17 protein-coding genes are annotated in these 15455 nt (G+C 69.8%); 8 read left to right on the top strand and 9 right to left on the bottom strand.

What is annotated here, in order from left to right; genetic code table 11:
- Positions 1 to 12: 12 nt before the first annotated feature.
- From LCF40_RS13560 to LCF40_RS13550, 3 genes are all read right to left on the bottom strand, one after another.
- Complete coding sequence (locus LCF40_RS13560; RefSeq protein WP_224828836.1) at positions 13 to 360, bottom strand: winged helix-turn-helix transcriptional regulator; 348 nt, start codon at positions 358 to 360, stop codon at positions 13 to 15.
- A gap of 238 nt (positions 361 to 598) precedes the next feature.
- On the bottom strand, positions 599 to 1420 hold the full coding sequence (gene otsB / locus LCF40_RS13555; RefSeq protein ID WP_114577552.1) for a trehalose-phosphatase: 822 nt from the start codon (positions 1418 to 1420) through the stop codon (positions 599 to 601).
- Positions 1420 to 3018, bottom strand: a complete 1599-nt coding sequence (locus tag LCF40_RS13550; protein ID WP_224828835.1) for an alpha,alpha-trehalose-phosphate synthase (UDP-forming) — start codon at positions 3016 to 3018, stop codon at positions 1420 to 1422. The genes otsB and LCF40_RS13550 overlap by 1 nt, the downstream gene beginning before the upstream one ends.
- A 145-nt stretch (positions 3019 to 3163) precedes the next feature.
- Between LCF40_RS13550 and LCF40_RS13545 the strand changes: the two genes are divergently transcribed.
- From LCF40_RS13545 to LCF40_RS13535, 3 genes are all read left to right on the top strand, one after another.
- Positions 3164 to 4282, top strand: a complete 1119-nt coding sequence (locus LCF40_RS13545) for a M24 family metallopeptidase (protein WP_224828834.1) — start codon at positions 3164 to 3166, stop codon at positions 4280 to 4282.
- 91 nt (positions 4283 to 4373) lie between these two features.
- Complete coding sequence (locus LCF40_RS13540) at positions 4374 to 5018, top strand: proteasome subunit alpha (RefSeq protein ID WP_224828833.1); 645 nt, start codon at positions 4374 to 4376, stop codon at positions 5016 to 5018.
- 1 nt (position 5019) lies between these two features.
- A complete protein-coding gene (locus LCF40_RS13535; protein WP_224828832.1) occupies positions 5020 to 5724 on the top strand; it encodes an archaeal proteasome endopeptidase complex subunit alpha in 705 nt (234 codons plus the stop codon).
- Here LCF40_RS13535 and LCF40_RS13530 read toward each other — a convergent pair.
- The 5 genes from LCF40_RS13530 to LCF40_RS13510 all read right to left on the bottom strand — a co-directional run bounded on the left by LCF40_RS13530 (position 5721) and on the right by LCF40_RS13510 (position 9521).
- A complete protein-coding gene (locus tag LCF40_RS13530) occupies positions 5721 to 6674 on the bottom strand; it encodes a DUF7351 domain-containing protein (protein WP_224828831.1) in 954 nt (317 codons plus the stop codon). The genes LCF40_RS13535 and LCF40_RS13530 overlap by 4 nt on opposite strands.
- A gap of 88 nt (positions 6675 to 6762) precedes the next feature.
- Positions 6763 to 7719, bottom strand: coding sequence for a DUF3267 domain-containing protein (locus LCF40_RS13525; protein ID WP_224828830.1), 957 nt, complete (start codon positions 7717 to 7719; stop codon positions 6763 to 6765).
- Positions 7716 to 8039: a hypothetical protein gene (locus tag LCF40_RS13520; protein WP_224828829.1), complete on the bottom strand. Its 324-nt coding sequence runs from the start codon at positions 8037 to 8039 to the stop codon at positions 7716 to 7718. Before LCF40_RS13520 ends, LCF40_RS13525 begins: the two co-directional genes overlap by 4 nt.
- An 82-nt stretch (positions 8040 to 8121) precedes the next feature.
- Entirely contained in the window at positions 8122 to 8301 is a 180-nt protein-coding gene (locus LCF40_RS13515) for a hypothetical protein (protein ID WP_114577560.1), read from the bottom strand.
- 83 nt (positions 8302 to 8384) lie between these two features.
- The gene (locus LCF40_RS13510) at positions 8385 to 9521 is read right to left on the bottom strand and encodes a DUF7350 domain-containing protein (RefSeq protein ID WP_224828828.1); all 1137 of its coding nucleotides are present in this window, start codon (positions 9519 to 9521) and stop codon (positions 8385 to 8387) included.
- An 88-nt stretch (positions 9522 to 9609) separates the two neighbouring features.
- Here LCF40_RS13510 and LCF40_RS13505 point away from each other — a divergent pair, with 88 nt between their 5' ends.
- The 4 genes from LCF40_RS13505 to glmS all read left to right on the top strand — a co-directional run bounded on the left by LCF40_RS13505 (position 9610) and on the right by glmS (position 13732).
- Entirely contained in the window at positions 9610 to 10326 is a 717-nt protein-coding gene (locus tag LCF40_RS13505) for an SCO family protein (RefSeq protein ID WP_224828827.1), read from the top strand.
- 5 nt (positions 10327 to 10331) lie between these two features.
- Positions 10332 to 10862, top strand: coding sequence for a TlpA family protein disulfide reductase (locus LCF40_RS13500; protein ID WP_224828826.1), 531 nt, complete (start codon positions 10332 to 10334; stop codon positions 10860 to 10862).
- A gap of 3 nt (positions 10863 to 10865) precedes the next feature.
- Positions 10866 to 11543: a cytochrome c biogenesis CcdA family protein gene (locus LCF40_RS13495; protein ID WP_224828825.1), complete on the top strand. Its 678-nt coding sequence runs from the start codon at positions 10866 to 10868 to the stop codon at positions 11541 to 11543.
- Between the two features lie 380 nt (positions 11544 to 11923).
- Positions 11924 to 13732, top strand: a complete 1809-nt coding sequence (gene glmS / locus LCF40_RS13490) for a glutamine--fructose-6-phosphate transaminase (isomerizing) (RefSeq protein WP_224828824.1) — start codon at positions 11924 to 11926, stop codon at positions 13730 to 13732.
- A gap of 37 nt (positions 13733 to 13769) precedes the next feature.
- Here glmS and glmU read toward each other — a convergent pair whose 3' ends face one another.
- Positions 13770 to 14954 carry a bifunctional sugar-1-phosphate nucleotidylyltransferase/acetyltransferase gene (gene glmU, locus LCF40_RS13485; RefSeq protein WP_224828823.1) on the bottom strand — a complete coding sequence of 395 codons (1185 nt, stop codon included), beginning with the start codon at positions 14952 to 14954 and terminating at the stop codon, positions 13770 to 13772.
- Positions 14955 to 15243: 289 nt separating this feature from the next.
- Between glmU and LCF40_RS13480 the strand changes: the two genes are divergently transcribed.
- Positions 15244 to 15453, top strand: a complete 210-nt coding sequence (locus LCF40_RS13480) for a DUF7563 family protein (RefSeq protein ID WP_114577566.1) — start codon at positions 15244 to 15246, stop codon at positions 15451 to 15453.
- Positions 15454 to 15455: the final 2 nt, after the last annotated feature.

Genomic DNA, 15455 nt, shown 5'->3' with positions numbered 1-15455 from the left:
GTTACTCGCCGCTCACTCCTCGTCGTCCTCGTCGCCCCGAACGAACCCCGCCTCGGCCTCCCGGGCCTCGACGGTCGCGCGGGCGTCGGGACCCTCGATCAGCTCCTCGAAGTCCTCGACCTCGCCGTACTTCTCTCGGTAGACGAGGGCGGCTTTCCCCTTGTGGGTGATTTCGTACAGTCCCGAGCGTTCGGCCGGGCCGACCTTCGAGACCAGCCCGTAATCCTCGAGCACCGGCAACCGGGTGTTGATGTTCTTCCGGCTCTTTCCGGTGTGGGCCGCCAGGTTCGTCGCGACGTTCCGTCCCCGGGACTCGAGCGCCTCGAGGACGAGGAAGTCGGTGGGTTGTCGGAGTCTCACGCGCGTTCACACTCGCTATTCGGTTTACATTTCCGACGGGAACTAAGCCTTTCGGCCGCTCTATCTGGGGGCTATTTCTATCGGAAATTATAAGGCGGCCGTGCCCGTCCGTTCGGACGGGTGGACGCGAGCCCGTACGGAGACCGACCCGTGCAACCGATCCCCCACCACGTCGTTGCCACGACGGCATCTCACCGCTCCGTCCAACCCACACCCCCCACCGTTTCACCACGTCCGTTCACCGCACGGACGTCGGCTCGTCGAGGAGGCTGGTCCCCGTCCCCGCGAGCCACGCGAGCAGTTCGGTGACCGCCGCGGGCGACTCCACCCGACAGGAGGCCGCCGAGTCTCCGCTGCCGACGTAGACGCCGACGTCCTCGGGTTCTAGCTCCCGGAACGCCGACTCGTCGGTGACGTCGTCGCCGAGGTAGACGACGGCGGTTCCCTCCGGCGCCGACCGCTCTAAGAGCCGCACGGCCTCGCCTTTCCCCCAGGAGACCGACGGCGAGAACTCGACGATCCGCTTGCCCCGCGAGGTCTCGAGACGGCCGCCCGCGAGCCGGTCGACGACGTCCTCGACGGTCGCGTACACCCGTTCGCGGGCCGGCTCGGGGACCGAGCGAACGTGGACGGTGCCCGTCAGGCGTTTGTTCTCGATCCGGTAGTTCGGGATCGGCCCGAGAGCGGCCTCGAGGGTTTCCGACACCCGACCGACCAGCGACGCGCGCTTGCGGGCGATCGGGTGGACGGCGAGTTCGCCCTCGCGGTAGAGTTCCAGTCCGTGGTTGCCGGCGTAGGTGATCGGCAGCGAGAGGCGCTGTCGGATGTCGGTCAGTGCCCGGCCGGTGACGACTGCAGTCGTCACCGCGGGGTCGGCGGCGAGGGCCTCGACGGCCGCACGATTCCCGTCCGCCATCGCCGCGGCGCCGGGCTCCTCGACGATCGGTGCGAGGGTCCCGTCGAAATCCAGACAGACGAGGAGGTGGGAAGCGCCGCGGATCCCCTCCCGGAGGCCGGCGATCGACTCCTCTACGCGTGCGGTCGGCTCCGGCGTCGCCATCACTCCGGGTCCGAGAGCGGGGAGTCGGAAAACGGTCCCGGTTCCGCCGCGGAGTCGGTTTCCGAGCCCGGTCCCGGGCGACCACCGTCGCGGTCGGCACCGTCGTTCCGACAGCGGGCGATCTCGTCGAACTGGCGGTCCATCCACCACTCGAGATCGTGATCGAAGACGTGCTCGCGCAGCCGGTCCATCCGGGCGGTTCGCTCGGCCTCGGGCGCGCTCAGGGCCTCGTCGATCGTCGCCGCGAACGAGTCGGTGGCCGCCGGGTCGATCGTGTAGACGTCCTCGCCCAACACCTCGGTCGCGCCCGCGCGTTCGCTCAGGACGAGCGCGCCGCCGTCGACGCTCGCGGCGACGTACTCCTGGGAGACGAGGTTCATCCCGTCGAGGAGGGGGCTGACGATCATCGCGTCGGCGTACCGATAGAGCGCACAGAGCTCCTCCTGGGAGAAGAACTCCTCGGTGTAGACGATCGGGCGCCAGTCGTCGGTGCCAAAGCGGTCGTTGATCCGGGCGACCTCGCTCCGGACCTGTTCCCCGAGGTCGCGGTAGGCGGGGATGTCGGTCCGGCTCGGTGTCCCCTTCTGGACGAACGTGAACTCCCCGCGCCAGCGGGGGTACTCCGCGAGCAGTTCCTCGATGGCCGCTAGCCGTTCGGGGATCCCTTTCGTGTAGTCGAGGCGATCGACGCCGACGGCGACCGTCGCCTCCGTCGGGAGGTCGTAGCGTTCTTTCAGACGCTCCCACTGCGAGCGATCGACCGCCCGGGAGCGCTCGTCGTAGCTCTCGGCGTCGACGCCCATCGGAGTGGCGACGACGCGGGTCTCGCCGTCCCCGTGGCCGACGATGGCGGTCTCGCGGTCGACGGCGGCGCCCGGGACGAACTCCTCGACGCAGTCGAGGAACGTCGCGACGTAGGACTCGACGTGAAAGCCCAGCAGGTCGTTGCCCAGCAGTCCCTCCAGCAGTTCGCGACCGTCGGGCACCGCCCGGAAGGCGCCGGCTCGAGGCCAGGGGATGTGCCAGAACTGGGCGACGGTCGTCTCGGGGGGGACGGCCTCGCTCACCATCGCGGGCGCGAGCCCGAGGTGGTAGTCCTGAAGCCAGACGACGGACTCCTCGTCTGCGTGGTCTACGATCGCGTCGGCGAACTCCCGGTTGACGTGGCGATACCAGTCGCGGTCCTCGGGGCGGTGGTCGATCAGGTCGACGAACTCGTGACAGATCGGCCAGAGCACCCGGTTGCTGAAGCCGTAGTAGTAGCCCTCGACGGCCGCCTCGGGGAGCCAGACCCGCTGGAGGGTGTAGGACTCCTCGCCGGGCGGGACCGCGACCCGTCCCTCGTCGTCGGCGACCTCTCGGTCTGCCTCGCCGTCGCCCCACGCGATCCACGTCCCGCCCGAACTCGAGACGACGGGATCGAGCCCCGCGGTCAGTCCGCCGGTGGGGGCGTCGACCTCGATTCCACCGTCCTCGCCGTACTCGTGGCGATAGGGCTGGCGGTTCGACGCCACGACGAGCCGTCCGGGTGCTCGCGGGGTCTCGCCGTCCTCCCGATCCTCGCTTTCCGACCGGGCCGTCGCCTCGTCAGGAGCCATTCGATCCACCCAACAGGTCCCCGACGGGTGCGTTGTCCCCCTGCATCGTCATGGCTCTCATACCGGTCCCAGGCCATTGAATCTACCCCCTCCGACGACGCCGCGGCCGGGGGATTGACCTTCCACGCGCGCCAACGTGAAGCGCATGTCCGATCCGTTCGAGCGCCGCCTCGCCGCCTGCCGGGAGCGCCTCGTGGCCGACGCCCTCGTACTCTCGCCGGGACCGAACCTGACCTACCTCACGGGGTTCGCCGAATCGCCATCCGAACGCCACCTGTTCCTGATCGTCCCTCGCGAGGGAGAGCCCGCCTTCGTCGCCCCCCGGATGTACGCCGCCGAGCTCGCCGAGACTCCGGTCGCCGACCGACGGCTCTACGGCGACGGCGAGGAACCGACCGCGCTGGTCGAGAGCGTCCTCGCCGACAGCGGGCTCGCCGGGGACCCCACTCGCCTGCTCGTGGAGGACCGGATGTGGGCGCGCTTTACGGAGGATCTCCGCTCGCTCCCGGGCATCCGAATCGATGGACTGGCGAGCGCGATCGTCGAACCGCTCCGGATCCGCAAGGACGAGGCCGAACTCGCGGCCCTGCGGCGGGCCGGGAGGGTCGCAGACCGGGTCGCCAGCGAGATCCGCGAGCGCGGGGAGGGGGTGGTGGGAACCACCGAACGCGACCTCGCTCGCGAGGTCGACCGCCTGCTCGTCGAGGAGGGCGGCCTCGAACCCGCCTTCGGGACGGTCGTCGCCGCCGGCGAGAACGGTTCCCGCCCTCACCACGGCCCCGGCGACCGCGAGATCCGGGCGGGCGAGCCCGTCGTCATGGACTTCGGCGCGTTCGTCGGCTGGGACGGTCCCGGCGGCCCCCAGTACCCGGGCGATCAGACCCGGACGGTCGCCTTCGGCGGGGAGCCGACTCCCGACTACCGGAAGGTCCACGAGGTCGTCGCCCGAGCCCAGGAGGCCGCCGTCGAGCGCGTCGAGCCGGGGGTCGCCGCGAGCGACGTCGATCGCGCCGCCCGCGACGTGATCGAGGAGGCGGGCTACGGCGACGCCTTCGTCCACCGGACGGGCCACGGCGTCGGCCTCGAAGTTCACGAACCGCCCTACATCGCGGCGGGCAACGATCGCCGGCTCGAGGAGGGGATGGTTTTTTCGGTCGAGCCGGGGATCTACCTCGAGGGCGAGTTCGGCGTCCGGATCGAGGACCTCGTGGTCGTCACGGATGAGGGCTGTGAGCGGCTGAACGACTCGCCCCGGGGCTGGTAGGGGAGGTTCGTGCGGCCGACGATTCGTACACCCCGACGACTCAAGGATATTTTAGCGATCGTTGATCCCGTTCCGGCCGCTCCCTTCTCCCATGCGATCGGAACTCGAGGAGTTCGGTGGAATCGACGACGGAACGGAACCGACGGGAATCGAGACCGGGACCACCATCGTCGCCGTCGCCGGGAGCGAGGGAGCGGTGCTCGCGGCCGACCGGCGGGCGAGCCTCGGCGGTCGGCTCGTGACCAACCGGTCGGTCCGGAAGATCGAACCCGTCGCCGAGCGCGCGGCGGTCGCCTTCTCCGGCACCGTCGGTGGCGCCCAGGCCTTCCTTCGGGGCCTGCGGGCCCACCGCCGGCGCTACGAGCAGCGCCACGGCGAGGCGAGCGTGGAAACGATCGCGACGGTGGCCGGCCGGCTGATCGCCGAGGGGGGATTCGGCGTCGGGCTCCTGCTGGCGGGCGTCGATCGGGGCGAAAGCGGCCCCACGCCGGCAGTCTACGAGATCGACCCCGCGGGCGGCGTCCTCGCCACGGAGTACGCCGCGAGCGGCAGCGGGACCCAACTCGCCTACGGCGCCCTCGAGGGAAGCGTCGATACCGGCGGGACGCCGGAAGCGATCGAGGAGACGGCCATCGGGGCGGTCCGGGCGGCGAGCGAGCGCGACGCCGTCAGCGGTGACGGGGTGACGGTCGCCCGGCTCTCCGGGGCGGGCGTCTCGATCGAGGAGGTGGCCTGAGATGGAGCCCGACCGGCAGGCCTACGACCGCGGCCAGACGATCTTCTCGCCGGACGGTCGGCTCTACCAGGTCGAGTACGCCCGGGAGGCCGTCTCGCGCGGGTCGCCGAGCGTCGGCGTCCGGACGGCCGAGGGACCCGTCCTGGCCGCCCGGCGGCCGCTCCGTTCGCCGCTGATCGAGCCCGAGTCGGTCGCAAAGATCCACGAGATCGACGACCACGCCGCCGTCGCGGCCGCGGGCCACGCCGCCGACGCTCGGCGGCTCGTGGAGGTCGGCCGCGAGGCGGCCACCGGCCACCGCATCCGGTACGACGAGCCGATCGGGACCGACGCGCTCGCGCGGGCGGTCGCCGACCACGTTCAGGAACACACACAAACCGGGGGCTCCCGTCCCTACGGTACTGCCCTGCTCGTCGCCGGCACCGACGGAGGACTGTTTGAGGTCGATCCCGGCGGGACGGTCGCGGGCTGGCGTGCCGGCGCGATCGGAGCCGACGCCGGGGAGGTCCGCTCTGTCCTCGCAGAGGGCCTCGAGGACGAACCCGGAACGCTCGACCGCGGGATCGAACTCGCGCTCGGGGCTCTCGCACGCGAGGACTCGCTCGAACCCGAGGAGGTGGCCGTCGCGACCCCCGACGCCGGGGAGCCCGCTACCTTCTCCCGGCTGTCGTCCGCGGAGATCGACCGGTTCACGCCGGCGAGCTAACTGCGGTCGGTCCGCTGGACCTCCCGGACAGCGAGGTCGCGGTCGACGTAGAGCGCGAGGCTGTCGCCGGCGAGATCGGCGACGACGCGGACACAGAGGGGTTCTTCGGAGAGTATCGATTCCGTCCACTCGCTCCCGACGTTCCAGATGGGACGATCCCCGACGTCGCGACCGTGGTCGTGGTAGAAGGCGACGACGGCGGGGTGGTCCATGACGGCGAGCGTGACGGGTGCCCGGAGACCGTGGCCACACTGGTCACACGAGAACGCGGCCTGAACCCGGTCGGCATCCGCGTGGTCCTCGACGCCCGCTCTCGCGGCCGATCCGTCCCGCACCTCGCCGGCGGGAACGACCTCGCGCTCGACGTGCCCGCCACACTCCGGACAGCGCCCGTCGGCGAAGGCGGCCAGGCGGTGACGGTGGTGGCGGTCGAACGCCTCGGGCACCTCCCCGCCGTCGGCCAGCCCGGCCGGCACCGCAAGCGAGAGGATCGGCTGGCTGCAGGCCTCACACCCGATCGCGAGGACGCCGTCGCTCGACTCTCCGGAGAGCCCCGCCTCGCCACAGCGGGGACAGGGCTCCCCGACCGGGACCGAGCGGTCGGATCGGGGGGCGTACGTCCCGGCCGCGAGCGCGCGGGCGACTTCCCGGCCCGCGTGGGTGAGTTCGTACCCCGCGCCGTGTCGGCCGTCCGCCGATTCGCCGGAGCCGTCCCCGGTCTCCACCTTTCGCAGGTAGAGTCCTACGAGGGCGTCGAGGTGATACGAAAAGCCCGCGGTTGTCTCCGCGTCGCTTTCGGCGAACAGCTCCGAGAACCGTGCCGGGGTCCGGCCCTCGGCCTCCCGCCGGCCCATCGCCTCAACGACCTCGATTCTGGCCTCGTTGGCGAGGGCGCCGAAGGCGTCGCTCGCCGGGAGGGAGTCGCCGGCCAACGCCTCGTTCGTCGACATCGCCGGCTCTTGGGCCCGAACGGCAAAGTAGATTGGTTCCCCGGCATCGTTTCCCGCCGCCCCCTGCAGAAGCGCTCGACGGCTCCCGTTATGACGAGCGTGCCCGATCGGGTGCCACCACGTCGGCCACGTCGGTCGGTTCGTCCGCGGGACGCCGCCTCCGGTAGCTCCGGGCGAACGCATAGCAGAGTCCGAGTGCGGCGCCGACGGCGAGGACGCCCGGGCCGACGGCGAACGAGATCTCATCGGGCGTGGAGACGAACGAGAACAGGAACGTGACCGTCCCGTCGGTCCCGACCGCGAGCGACTCGACGCCCAGTGCCGACAGCACGAGGGGCCCGCCGACCGCGAGGACCGCCAGCAGCCCGATCACGGCGACGGCGGCTCCCGAGAGCGCGTCCCAGACCAGCGCCGTCACCGATAACTCCCGGGGACGGTCGCGCTCGTCGCCGAGGATCCTGACGCCGGTCTCGTGGTCCTCCAGGCGGATGGACGCGGGGTACGAGAGCAGCGTCATCGTCATCCAGAGGTCGGCGACGGCGCCGGCGGCGTTGGCCGCGAGCGGCACGATCAGCCAGTCCCACTCGAGGAGGAGCATGACCGGGACCCCCACGCCGGTCAACACCACGAGCGGCGTCAGGAGGACGACGACGAACTGGTCGCGGCTGAATTCGTGGTCGGTCGTCGCGTAGGCGTAGGGTAGCACGAAGTGGGCGACGCCGACGCCGTATCTCGCCTCGCCGCCATAGTGGCGGATCGCCAGCCCGTGGAGCCACTCGTGGGGGACGACGAACGCGGTCCCCAGGACGGCGAGCACCAGCAGGTTCAGGGCGTCGGTCCACCAGTCGACGCCGGGCGCGAACCGAAACGTTGCGGCCTCGCCGGTGGCTCCCTGATAGAGAACGCTGAGGGCGGCGACCGCGACGAACAGCCCGAGCGTTCCCAGCGCGGCCATCTGGATGGCCAGCCCGCGGGTCAACTTGAGGTCCCCGATCACCGTCTCGGTGCGTTCCGTCCCGCGGTCGGTCGTCCCGTGGTCGCTCATGGGGATTCGAACTCGGTGACCTCCACGCCCCCGAACCCGTTGACGACGACGAACGCGACCGCGAGGACTGCGGCGACGGCGAGACACGACAGCGACAGCGTCCGCCGGTCGCCCGCCGAGAGGCCCAGGCGCCGGCCGGCCCAGGCGGTGTCGAACGCGCCCGAAAGCGCGAGCGCGAGCCCGATCGCGGCGATCCATCCTCCGCCGAGTACCGACACGCTGGTCACGAGCAGTCCGTAGCCGAAAACGGCCGCCCCGAGGAGAATCGCTGCGACGGAGACGTATCCGAACGATCGGTCGGTTCGTACTGTCGAATTCATGGTACCGATAACGTGAAGCGGATTGATAACTCTGGCGTGGCTACTGATAGACCGTTTCCCGGCGCGACTCCCGTAGGCGGTGTCAGTAGTAGTAGACCTCGAGTTCGCGCTCGCAGTTCCGACAGCTCGTCTCGGTTCCCCTGAGTCGGGGGCGGTCGCTCCCAGGCGGGGCGTTCGACCGCGGTCCGGGAATCGGGGCGACGACGGTCGTCTCGCAGTCGGGGCAGGCGACGCGGGCCCGTGGCTGGTTCGATCGCGACATGCCCCCGTCGTAGGGAGTGAGCCGGATTAGTTATCGAGCCCCTATCGGTGCCGGCGCGCTCCGACCCGACCGCCAGCCCGTCCTTACTCGCCGACGGTCACGGTAACGTCCTCGAACTCGAAGAACGCGGTCTCGTAGCCGTCGTGTCTGGCGACCTGCGGGATGGCCTCGACGGCGACCGTGATCTCCGTCCCCGCCTCGAGGGCGTCCGTCTCGACCCCGTGGTGGGGGCCCAGTTCGGGCGCGAGGGTCTCGGTCAACGCTGCCTCCTCGCCGCCGATCCGTGCCGACAGCGACATGAACGGGAGCACCACGTCGTTGTGGGGGGTCCGGGCGAACACGGCGAGGTAGGACTCCGCGTCGTAAACGGGATCGGTCTCTACGACCGAGAGCTCGGCGTCGCCGGTCCGTGCGCTCCCGAGGACGGTTCCCGGGAGCTCCCCGATCGGAACTCCCCGGGAGGTCGGCGGATGGCCGGGGTCGTCGCTCGTGCCGCCATCGCTGGCGGCGTGACTCCCGTTCTCGCCGTCATGATCGCCGTTCCTGCCCTCGCCGTCCATCCCCGAGTGATCCATCAGCTCCAGGGCGCCGCGCTCGCCCCTCCGGTCCTCGGGCACCTCCTCGAACTCGACCTCGTGGATCTGGGAGCGTTCGTACTCGAAGCCGAGCTCGAACGTCTCCTGTCGCTCGAACCGCCCCTCGAACTCGCCGACCGGGCGAGCCGTGGTCGGGCCGACTGAGAGCTCGAGCGTGTAGGCTCCCTCTTCGGGGAGGGCGACGTTGTCGCCGTAGTGAAAACCCATCCGTTGAGAGAGCATCGGCCAGGGGGAAAACGACCGGACGGACTCGCCGTCCCGGCGGAGGTCGCCGCCGACCTCGACGGGGAGGACGTGGTCGGTGCCGGGTGCCCAGACGGTACACATGAGGTGGATCGTGTCGTCGGTTCCGACGGTGACGCGGCTGGTTTCGCGGCCGGCGACGGTCCAGAACCGGTGGGGGACGGTGTACGACAGCGAGACGGCGTACTCCTCGCCGACGGCGCGCCCGTAGGTTCCCATCGTCTCCGTCGAGGCGGGGACGTAGACCGCGTCCGGCCGGTCCGAGACCAGCGGCGGGTCCCGCCAGGCCGACTCCTCCTCGAAGCCCAGCCCCTCGAGACAGCCCGCGAGAGCCAGTCCGCCGGCGGTCCCGGCACGCCGGAGGACGGCTCGTCGGTTCATCGTCGACGGTTGGGCGAGCGCGGAAAAACGCCTTCCGGTTCCCCCGTGAACCAACGCCCCTTTCTCCTCTCGGTCCCTGGCTCCGACCATGGAACGACGTGCGTATCTCCGTTCGCTCGGGGTCGCCGGAAGCGTCGGTGCCGTCGGCGCTGCGGGCTGTCTCGGGACGATTCGGGGCTCGGACGGGGGAGAACGGACCGTCCTCGATCCGCCCTCCGAGAGCCGCGGGGATCCTTCTCACCCGACCCACGGCGACGACTTCCCCGCCTTTTCGGTTCCCGATCCGCTCACCGGGGAGACGGTGACCGCCGAGGAGTTCGAGGGCAAGCGTTCGATCCTGATGACTTTCTTCTTTACCACCTGTCCGGACGGGGTCTGCCCGGCACTAATACAGCGGCTCCTCCAGGCCCAGATCGACGCCGCCGACAACGGATACGGCGACGAGATCGCCTTCCTCGCGTTGACCTTCGACCCCAACGTCGACACCGCCGACCGCCTCGAGAGCTACGCCGACGATTACGGCATCGATCTCGACGCGGGCAACTGGCACTTCCTCCGGCCCGAGAACAACGAGACGGCAATGGAGCTCGTCGACGAGGAGTTCGGGATGCCGATCGAGCGGGTCCCGGTCGAGGAGGCCGAGGGGAACCACTCGGGCCACGACGGTCACGAATACACGTTCACCCACTTCGCCCTGATCCTGCTCGGAAACGAGGACGGCGTCGTCGAACGCGCCTATCCGAGGGCGACCCAGGTCGGGACCGAGACGATCCTCGAGGACGTCGAGACGGTCGTCTCGGGGTGACTCGGATGCGCCGACGGGACCTCCTCGCCGGAATCGCGAGCGCGGGCGTGGTCGCCGGCGGCGCCGGTCTCGCCGTCTTCGGTCGTCCCTCTCTCGACGACGACACCGAACCCGAGGAGCCGGTCGAACTCGAGACCGTCGAGGCCGCGGGCAGCACCGACGGTACGGTGATGATCCCAAACCTCGACGCCGACCGGGTGCGCTTTCTGGACTTCTTTGCGACATGGTGTGCGCCCTGCAAGGAACAGATGCCGGCGATCGCCGAGGCGAGGGACCGAACGGAGGCCGACTTCGTCTCGGTGACCAACGAGCCGATCGGCCGGACGGTAAGCGAGGGCGAACTCCGGGAGTGGTGGGCCGACCACGACGGCGGGTGGACGGTCGCGCTCGACCCCACGGGCGAGTTGAGCGAACGCTACGAGGTCAGCGGCTACCCGACCGCGGTCGTCCTCGATAGGGAGGGCGTCGTCGACTGGTCTCACAGCGGGATCCTCTCGGCCGACGGGATCGTCAACCGGATCGAGGCGGCGGAGTAGCCGATGTCCGTCCTCGATCCGGGGCTCGCGACGACGCTCGCCTTCGCGTTTACCGCGGGGATCGCGACCTTCTTCTCGCCGTGTGCGTACCCGCTCCTGCCGGGGTACGTCGGCTTCTACGCCAGCCAGACGGGGGAGGAGGCGACCGTCGGGGGCGCCGTCGGGCGCGGGCTGATCGCGGGCGCGGGCGTCCTCGCGACGCTGGTCGTGCTGATCGGGGTCGCGTTCGCCGTCGGCAACGAGGCGTTCTCCCGGGTCACCCTCTTCGAGCCGGTCGTCGGCGGGCTGCTGGTCGTCCTCGGCGCGCTCGTCGTCGCGGGCCGGGCGCCGTCGCTCTCGCTTTCGCTCCCGAAACGGCGCTCGAGTGTCGTCGGATTCGGGATCTTCGGCGTCGGCTACGCGCTCGCGGCCGTCGGCTGTGTCGCGCCGGTGTTCTTGATGGTGGTCGCGCGGGCGCTTTCGTTGCCGACCGCCTCCACCGCGCTCGTTTTCGGGACCTACATCGCCGGAATCGTCCTCCTGATGGTCGCGGTGACGGTGGCGACCGGAACCGGGCTGATGGCGGGGGCCGGCCGGCTCGCCCACCACGGGCGGACGTTGGAGCGCCTGGCGGGCGGGCTGATGATCGTCGCCGGGGCCGGTCAGCTCTACCTCTCGATCGTCGTCCTCGACGCGGTGTAGAAACGATTGGATCGAATTATGAAACGTTTATCGGCCGGTTCGCCGCCGTACGATCCCGCTTCTCTCCCCGTCCCCGAACCGGATGGCGATCGGTAACTGGCGCGATCACCCCCAACTAAACCGATCGTCCGTACTCCCATATCGGGTGTAGGATCCGATAATTGGACGATCTACAACGACCCGAGTACGCGCGTCCGGGCCGCGAGCCCCCCGTTTCGACGCCGACCGGTTCCCGTTCCGTATCGAACTCCTAACCGTCGCGTTAGCCCGTCTATAGTAATGGGGTGAAGGTAGCAACTCCGGGGTACGTTCGTGTCGCCTCACTTCGCCCCCGTCGAGGGGATCGGCGACCGGCAACGGACACCACGGCTCCCCAGATCATGTGTGGAATCATCGGCCGCATCGGCAGCGGGAACGCGCTCGACCACCTGCTCACCGGACTCGAGAACCTGGAGTATCGCGGCTACGACTCCGCCGGCGTCGCCGTCCAGAACGGCGCCGGCATCGAGATACGGAAACGCTCCGGGCGCGTCTCGGAGTTAGAGGAGACCATCGACGCCCCCGAGGGACGCGTCGGCATCGGCCACACCCGGTGGTCGACCCACGGGCCGCCGACCGACGAGAACGCCCACCCCCACACCGACGCGACCGAGGACGTCGCCGTCGTCCACAACGGGATCGTCGAGAACCACGCCGACCTCCGGAACCGGCTGGCCGACCGGGGCCACGACTTCACGAGCGACACCGACACCGAGGTGATCCCCCACCTCGTCCAGGCGAACCTCGACGCGGGCTTCGACAACGAGGCGGCGTTCCGCCGGGCGGTCGAAGAGCTCGAGGGTAGCTACGCCGTCGCCGTGATGATCGCTGGCGACCACACAATCTACGCCGCCAGAAGCGGCTCACCGTTGGTCGTCGGCGTCGACGACGACGCGGGCGAGTACTACCTCGCCAGTGACGTCCCCGCCTTCCTCGAGTACACCGACCGGGTCGTCTATCTGGAGGACGGCGACGTCGCGATTATCGGTCCCGACGGCGCCGACTTCACCGACCTCGCGGGCGAGCCGGTCCCCCGGACGCCCGAGACCATCGATTGGGACCCCGAACAGGCCGGCAAGGGCGAGTACGACCACTTCATGCTGAAGGAGATCTACGAACAGCCGACCTCGCTGGCCCAGGCCGTCGAGGGCCGGATCGACGACGGGATCGACCTGGAGGAGTTTCCCCCGGGAGCGTTCGAGGGGATCGATCGGGTCCAGTTCGTCGCCTGTGGCACCTCCTACCACGCAGCGATGTACGGCGCCCTCTCGCTGACCCAGGCGGGCGTCGACGCCCGCGCGCTGCTCGCCAACGAGTACGGCGCGAGTTCGCCGCCGGTCGACGACCGGACGCTCGTCGTCGCGGTCACCCAGAGCGGCGAGACCGCAGACACTCTGAGCGCGCTGCGGCGGGCCGTCCGCAAGGGCGCCCGAACGGTGACGGTCACCAACGTCGTCGGCTCGACGGCCGCCCGCGAGGCCGACGACTCGCTGCTGATCCGCGCAGGACCCGAAATCGGCGTCGCTGCCACCAAGACGTTCTCCTCGCAGGCGGTCGCTCTCACCCTGCTCGCGGGTCGAATCGTCGAGGACGCCCTCGCGGGCGACGGGCTCTCCGATCTCGACTCCCTGCTCGCCGCCGCCGACCGCCTTCCGGGGGACATCGAGCGGCTCCTCACCGAAAGCGACGCCGCCGAGATCGCCCGCCGGTATCGCGACAGCCGGTCGTACTTCTTTTTGGGGCGTGGACAGGGTTATCCGGTCGCGCTCGAGGGCGCCCTGAAGTTCAAGGAGATAACCTACGAGCACGCCGAGGGCTTCGCCTCCGGGGAGCTCAAACACGGCCCGCTCGCGCTCGTCACCGAGGAGACGCCGGTCTTTACGGTGTTCACGGGAATCGAGGACGACCGGACGCTCGCGAACGCCGAGGAGGCCGCCACCCGCGGCGCGCCCGTGATCGCGATCTGTCCGGCCGACCACCCGGCGGCCGACGTCGCGGACGCCCACCTCGAGATCCCCGAAACCGACCCCCGGCTCGCAGGCCTGCTCGCGAACGTCCAACTCCAGCTCCTCTCCTATCACGCCGCCGAACTGCTCGACCGGCCGATCGACAAGCCACGGAACCTGGCGAAAAGCGTCACCGTCGAGTAGCGGCTCCGAAGAAGTCGTTTCGGGCGAGTACCCGTCCTTATCGGTCGCGGTCGACCGTCTCGCCCGGCCGCGTCGTCGCACCGGCGTTCAGCCGGAGCCCGGGCGAGAGACTCGAGTTGATCCCGGTCTTGACGCCGTCGCCGGCGACGACGCCGAACTTCCGGCGTTCCGTCGAGGTTCGCTCGCCCTTGACGGTGAACTTCACGTCGTCGTCGTCGTGGCGGAGGTTCGCGACTTTCGTGCCGGCGCCGAAGTTGACGTCCCGGCCGAGGACGCTGTCGCCGACGTAGGAGAGGTGGCCGATGGTCGCCCCCGGCGAGAGGACGCTGTTTTTGACCTCGACAGCGTGGCCGACCTTCGCGCCCTCGTCTACCAGTGTCGCGCCCCGAACGTAGGCGTTCGGCCCGACGGTCGCGCCCTCGCGGATCAGTGCGGGCCCCTCGATGACGACCCCCGAGCGGACGGTCGCGCCCTCCTCGACGACTACCCGTCCCTCGAGTTCGGCATCCGCGTGGACCTTGCCCTCGATCCGCCCGTCGAGTTCGCCGAGTTTCCACTCGTTTGCCTCGAGCAGCTCCCAGGGCCGGCCGACGCCGAGCCATCGCTCGACGGGGACCGCGCGGACCTCCCGCTCGGCGACGAGGCGCTCGACGACGTCGGTGATCTCGTACTCGCCGCGCTCGCTCATCTCGACGTCGTCGAACCACGCCGCGGCTTCGGCGGGGAAGTGGTAGGCGCCGACGTTGACCCGGTCGCTGGGCGGGTCGTCCGGCTTCTCGACGACGTCCGTCACGCGGTCGCCGTCGAGAGAGAAGACGCCGTACGGCCGGGGATCGGAGACGGTGTAGGCACCGAGCGAGGGCGTGTGAGAGAACAGCGAGCCGACGGCAGCCGTATCGTAGAGGTCGTCGCCGTTGAGGACCACGAAGTCGCCCTCGACGTACTCGAGGGCCTGCTCGACGGCGTGGGCGGTTCCGAGCTGTTCGTCCTGGACGGCGTACTCGACGGGCACCCCGCGATAGCTGTCGCCGAAGTACTCCCTGACGGTGTCGGCCTCGTAGCCGATCACGAAGACGAGTTCGTCGGCGCCGGCCTCGACGGCCGCGCTCGCGGTGTGGGCGACCAGCGGCCGGTCAGACACGGGCAGCATCGGTTTGGGGAGCGAGCCCGAAAGCGGGCGCATTCGGGTGCCTTCGCCTGCGGCGAGGATGACGGCGTGCATCGGTACTCCCGTTTGTCGGATGGGCCGTATAATTGTGCGGGATCGCCCGTCGAGGACCGCCGTTTTCCCGTTGAACTCGGGACGATTCGGGCGAAGGGTCGGGTAAACACGGTGTTTCCGACCCGTCAATTCAGTATTTCCGAGGGAAGTGGCGGTGAGGGCGGGGATTTCCGGCGGGCGTCTCCTCGGCCGGCAGTGGAGCCGGTCGGCCGTGAACGAAATCGCCGATTTCGGGGTCGATCGGTTATGCGACCGATAGTAAATAGCCGAACGCCGGTACACGATAGTGATGTCGTCGGATTCATCAGACGAGAAGTGGACGCCGATGGCCGCCACTGGGGAGACGGCGGCGCCCCGATGTATCAGTTGTGGAACCCAGGTCACTCCCCAGTTCGCCCGCGTCTTCGGCGACAACCGCGACGTGGTCCACGCCTGTCCCGACTGTTCGACGTACCGCGAGATGAAGACGGCCGACTTCATCCCCGAAGACCAGCGCTAATG

Source organism: Saliphagus infecundisoli (assembly GCF_020177375.1).
Taxonomy (GTDB): Archaea; Halobacteriota; Halobacteria; order Halobacteriales; family Natrialbaceae; genus Saliphagus; species Saliphagus infecundisoli.
Note: the sequence above shows the minus strand (reverse complement) of the source record. Positions and strands in the feature narration are given on the sequence as shown.

Excerpts from the sequence above, each read along its gene's own strand:
- otsB (WP_114577552.1), bottom strand. The coding sequence starts at position 1,420 with ATGGCGACGCCGGAGCCGACCGCACGCGTAGAGGAGTCGATCGCCGGC.
- LCF40_RS13550 (WP_224828835.1), bottom strand. The coding sequence starts at position 3,018 with ATGGCTCCTGACGAGGCGACGGCCCGGTCGGAAAGCGAGGATCGGGAG.
- LCF40_RS13545 (WP_224828834.1), top strand. The coding sequence starts at position 3,164 with ATGTCCGATCCGTTCGAGCGCCGCCTCGCCGCCTGCCGGGAGCGCCTC.
- LCF40_RS13540 (WP_224828833.1), top strand. The coding sequence starts at position 4,374 with ATGCGATCGGAACTCGAGGAGTTCGGTGGAATCGACGACGGAACGGAA.
- LCF40_RS13535 (WP_224828832.1), top strand. The coding sequence starts at position 5,020 with ATGGAGCCCGACCGGCAGGCCTACGACCGCGGCCAGACGATCTTCTCG.
- LCF40_RS13530 (WP_224828831.1), bottom strand. The coding sequence starts at position 6,674 with ATGTCGACGAACGAGGCGTTGGCCGGCGACTCCCTCCCGGCGAGCGAC.
- LCF40_RS13525 (WP_224828830.1), bottom strand. The coding sequence starts at position 7,719 with ATGAGCGACCACGGGACGACCGACCGCGGGACGGAACGCACCGAGACG.
- LCF40_RS13520 (WP_224828829.1), bottom strand. The coding sequence starts at position 8,039 with ATGAATTCGACAGTACGAACCGACCGATCGTTCGGATACGTCTCCGTC.
- LCF40_RS13515 (WP_114577560.1), bottom strand. The coding sequence starts at position 8,301 with ATGTCGCGATCGAACCAGCCACGGGCCCGCGTCGCCTGCCCCGACTGC.
- LCF40_RS13510 (WP_224828828.1), bottom strand. The coding sequence starts at position 9,521 with ATGAACCGACGAGCCGTCCTCCGGCGTGCCGGGACCGCCGGCGGACTG.
- LCF40_RS13505 (WP_224828827.1), top strand. The coding sequence starts at position 9,610 with ATGGAACGACGTGCGTATCTCCGTTCGCTCGGGGTCGCCGGAAGCGTC.
- LCF40_RS13500 (WP_224828826.1), top strand. The coding sequence starts at position 10,332 with ATGCGCCGACGGGACCTCCTCGCCGGAATCGCGAGCGCGGGCGTGGTC.
- LCF40_RS13495 (WP_224828825.1), top strand. The coding sequence starts at position 10,866 with ATGTCCGTCCTCGATCCGGGGCTCGCGACGACGCTCGCCTTCGCGTTT.
- glmS (WP_224828824.1), top strand. The coding sequence starts at position 11,924 with ATGTGTGGAATCATCGGCCGCATCGGCAGCGGGAACGCGCTCGACCAC.
- glmU (WP_224828823.1), bottom strand. The coding sequence starts at position 14,954 with ATGCACGCCGTCATCCTCGCCGCAGGCGAAGGCACCCGAATGCGCCCG.
- LCF40_RS13480 (WP_114577566.1), top strand. The coding sequence starts at position 15,244 with ATGTCGTCGGATTCATCAGACGAGAAGTGGACGCCGATGGCCGCCACT.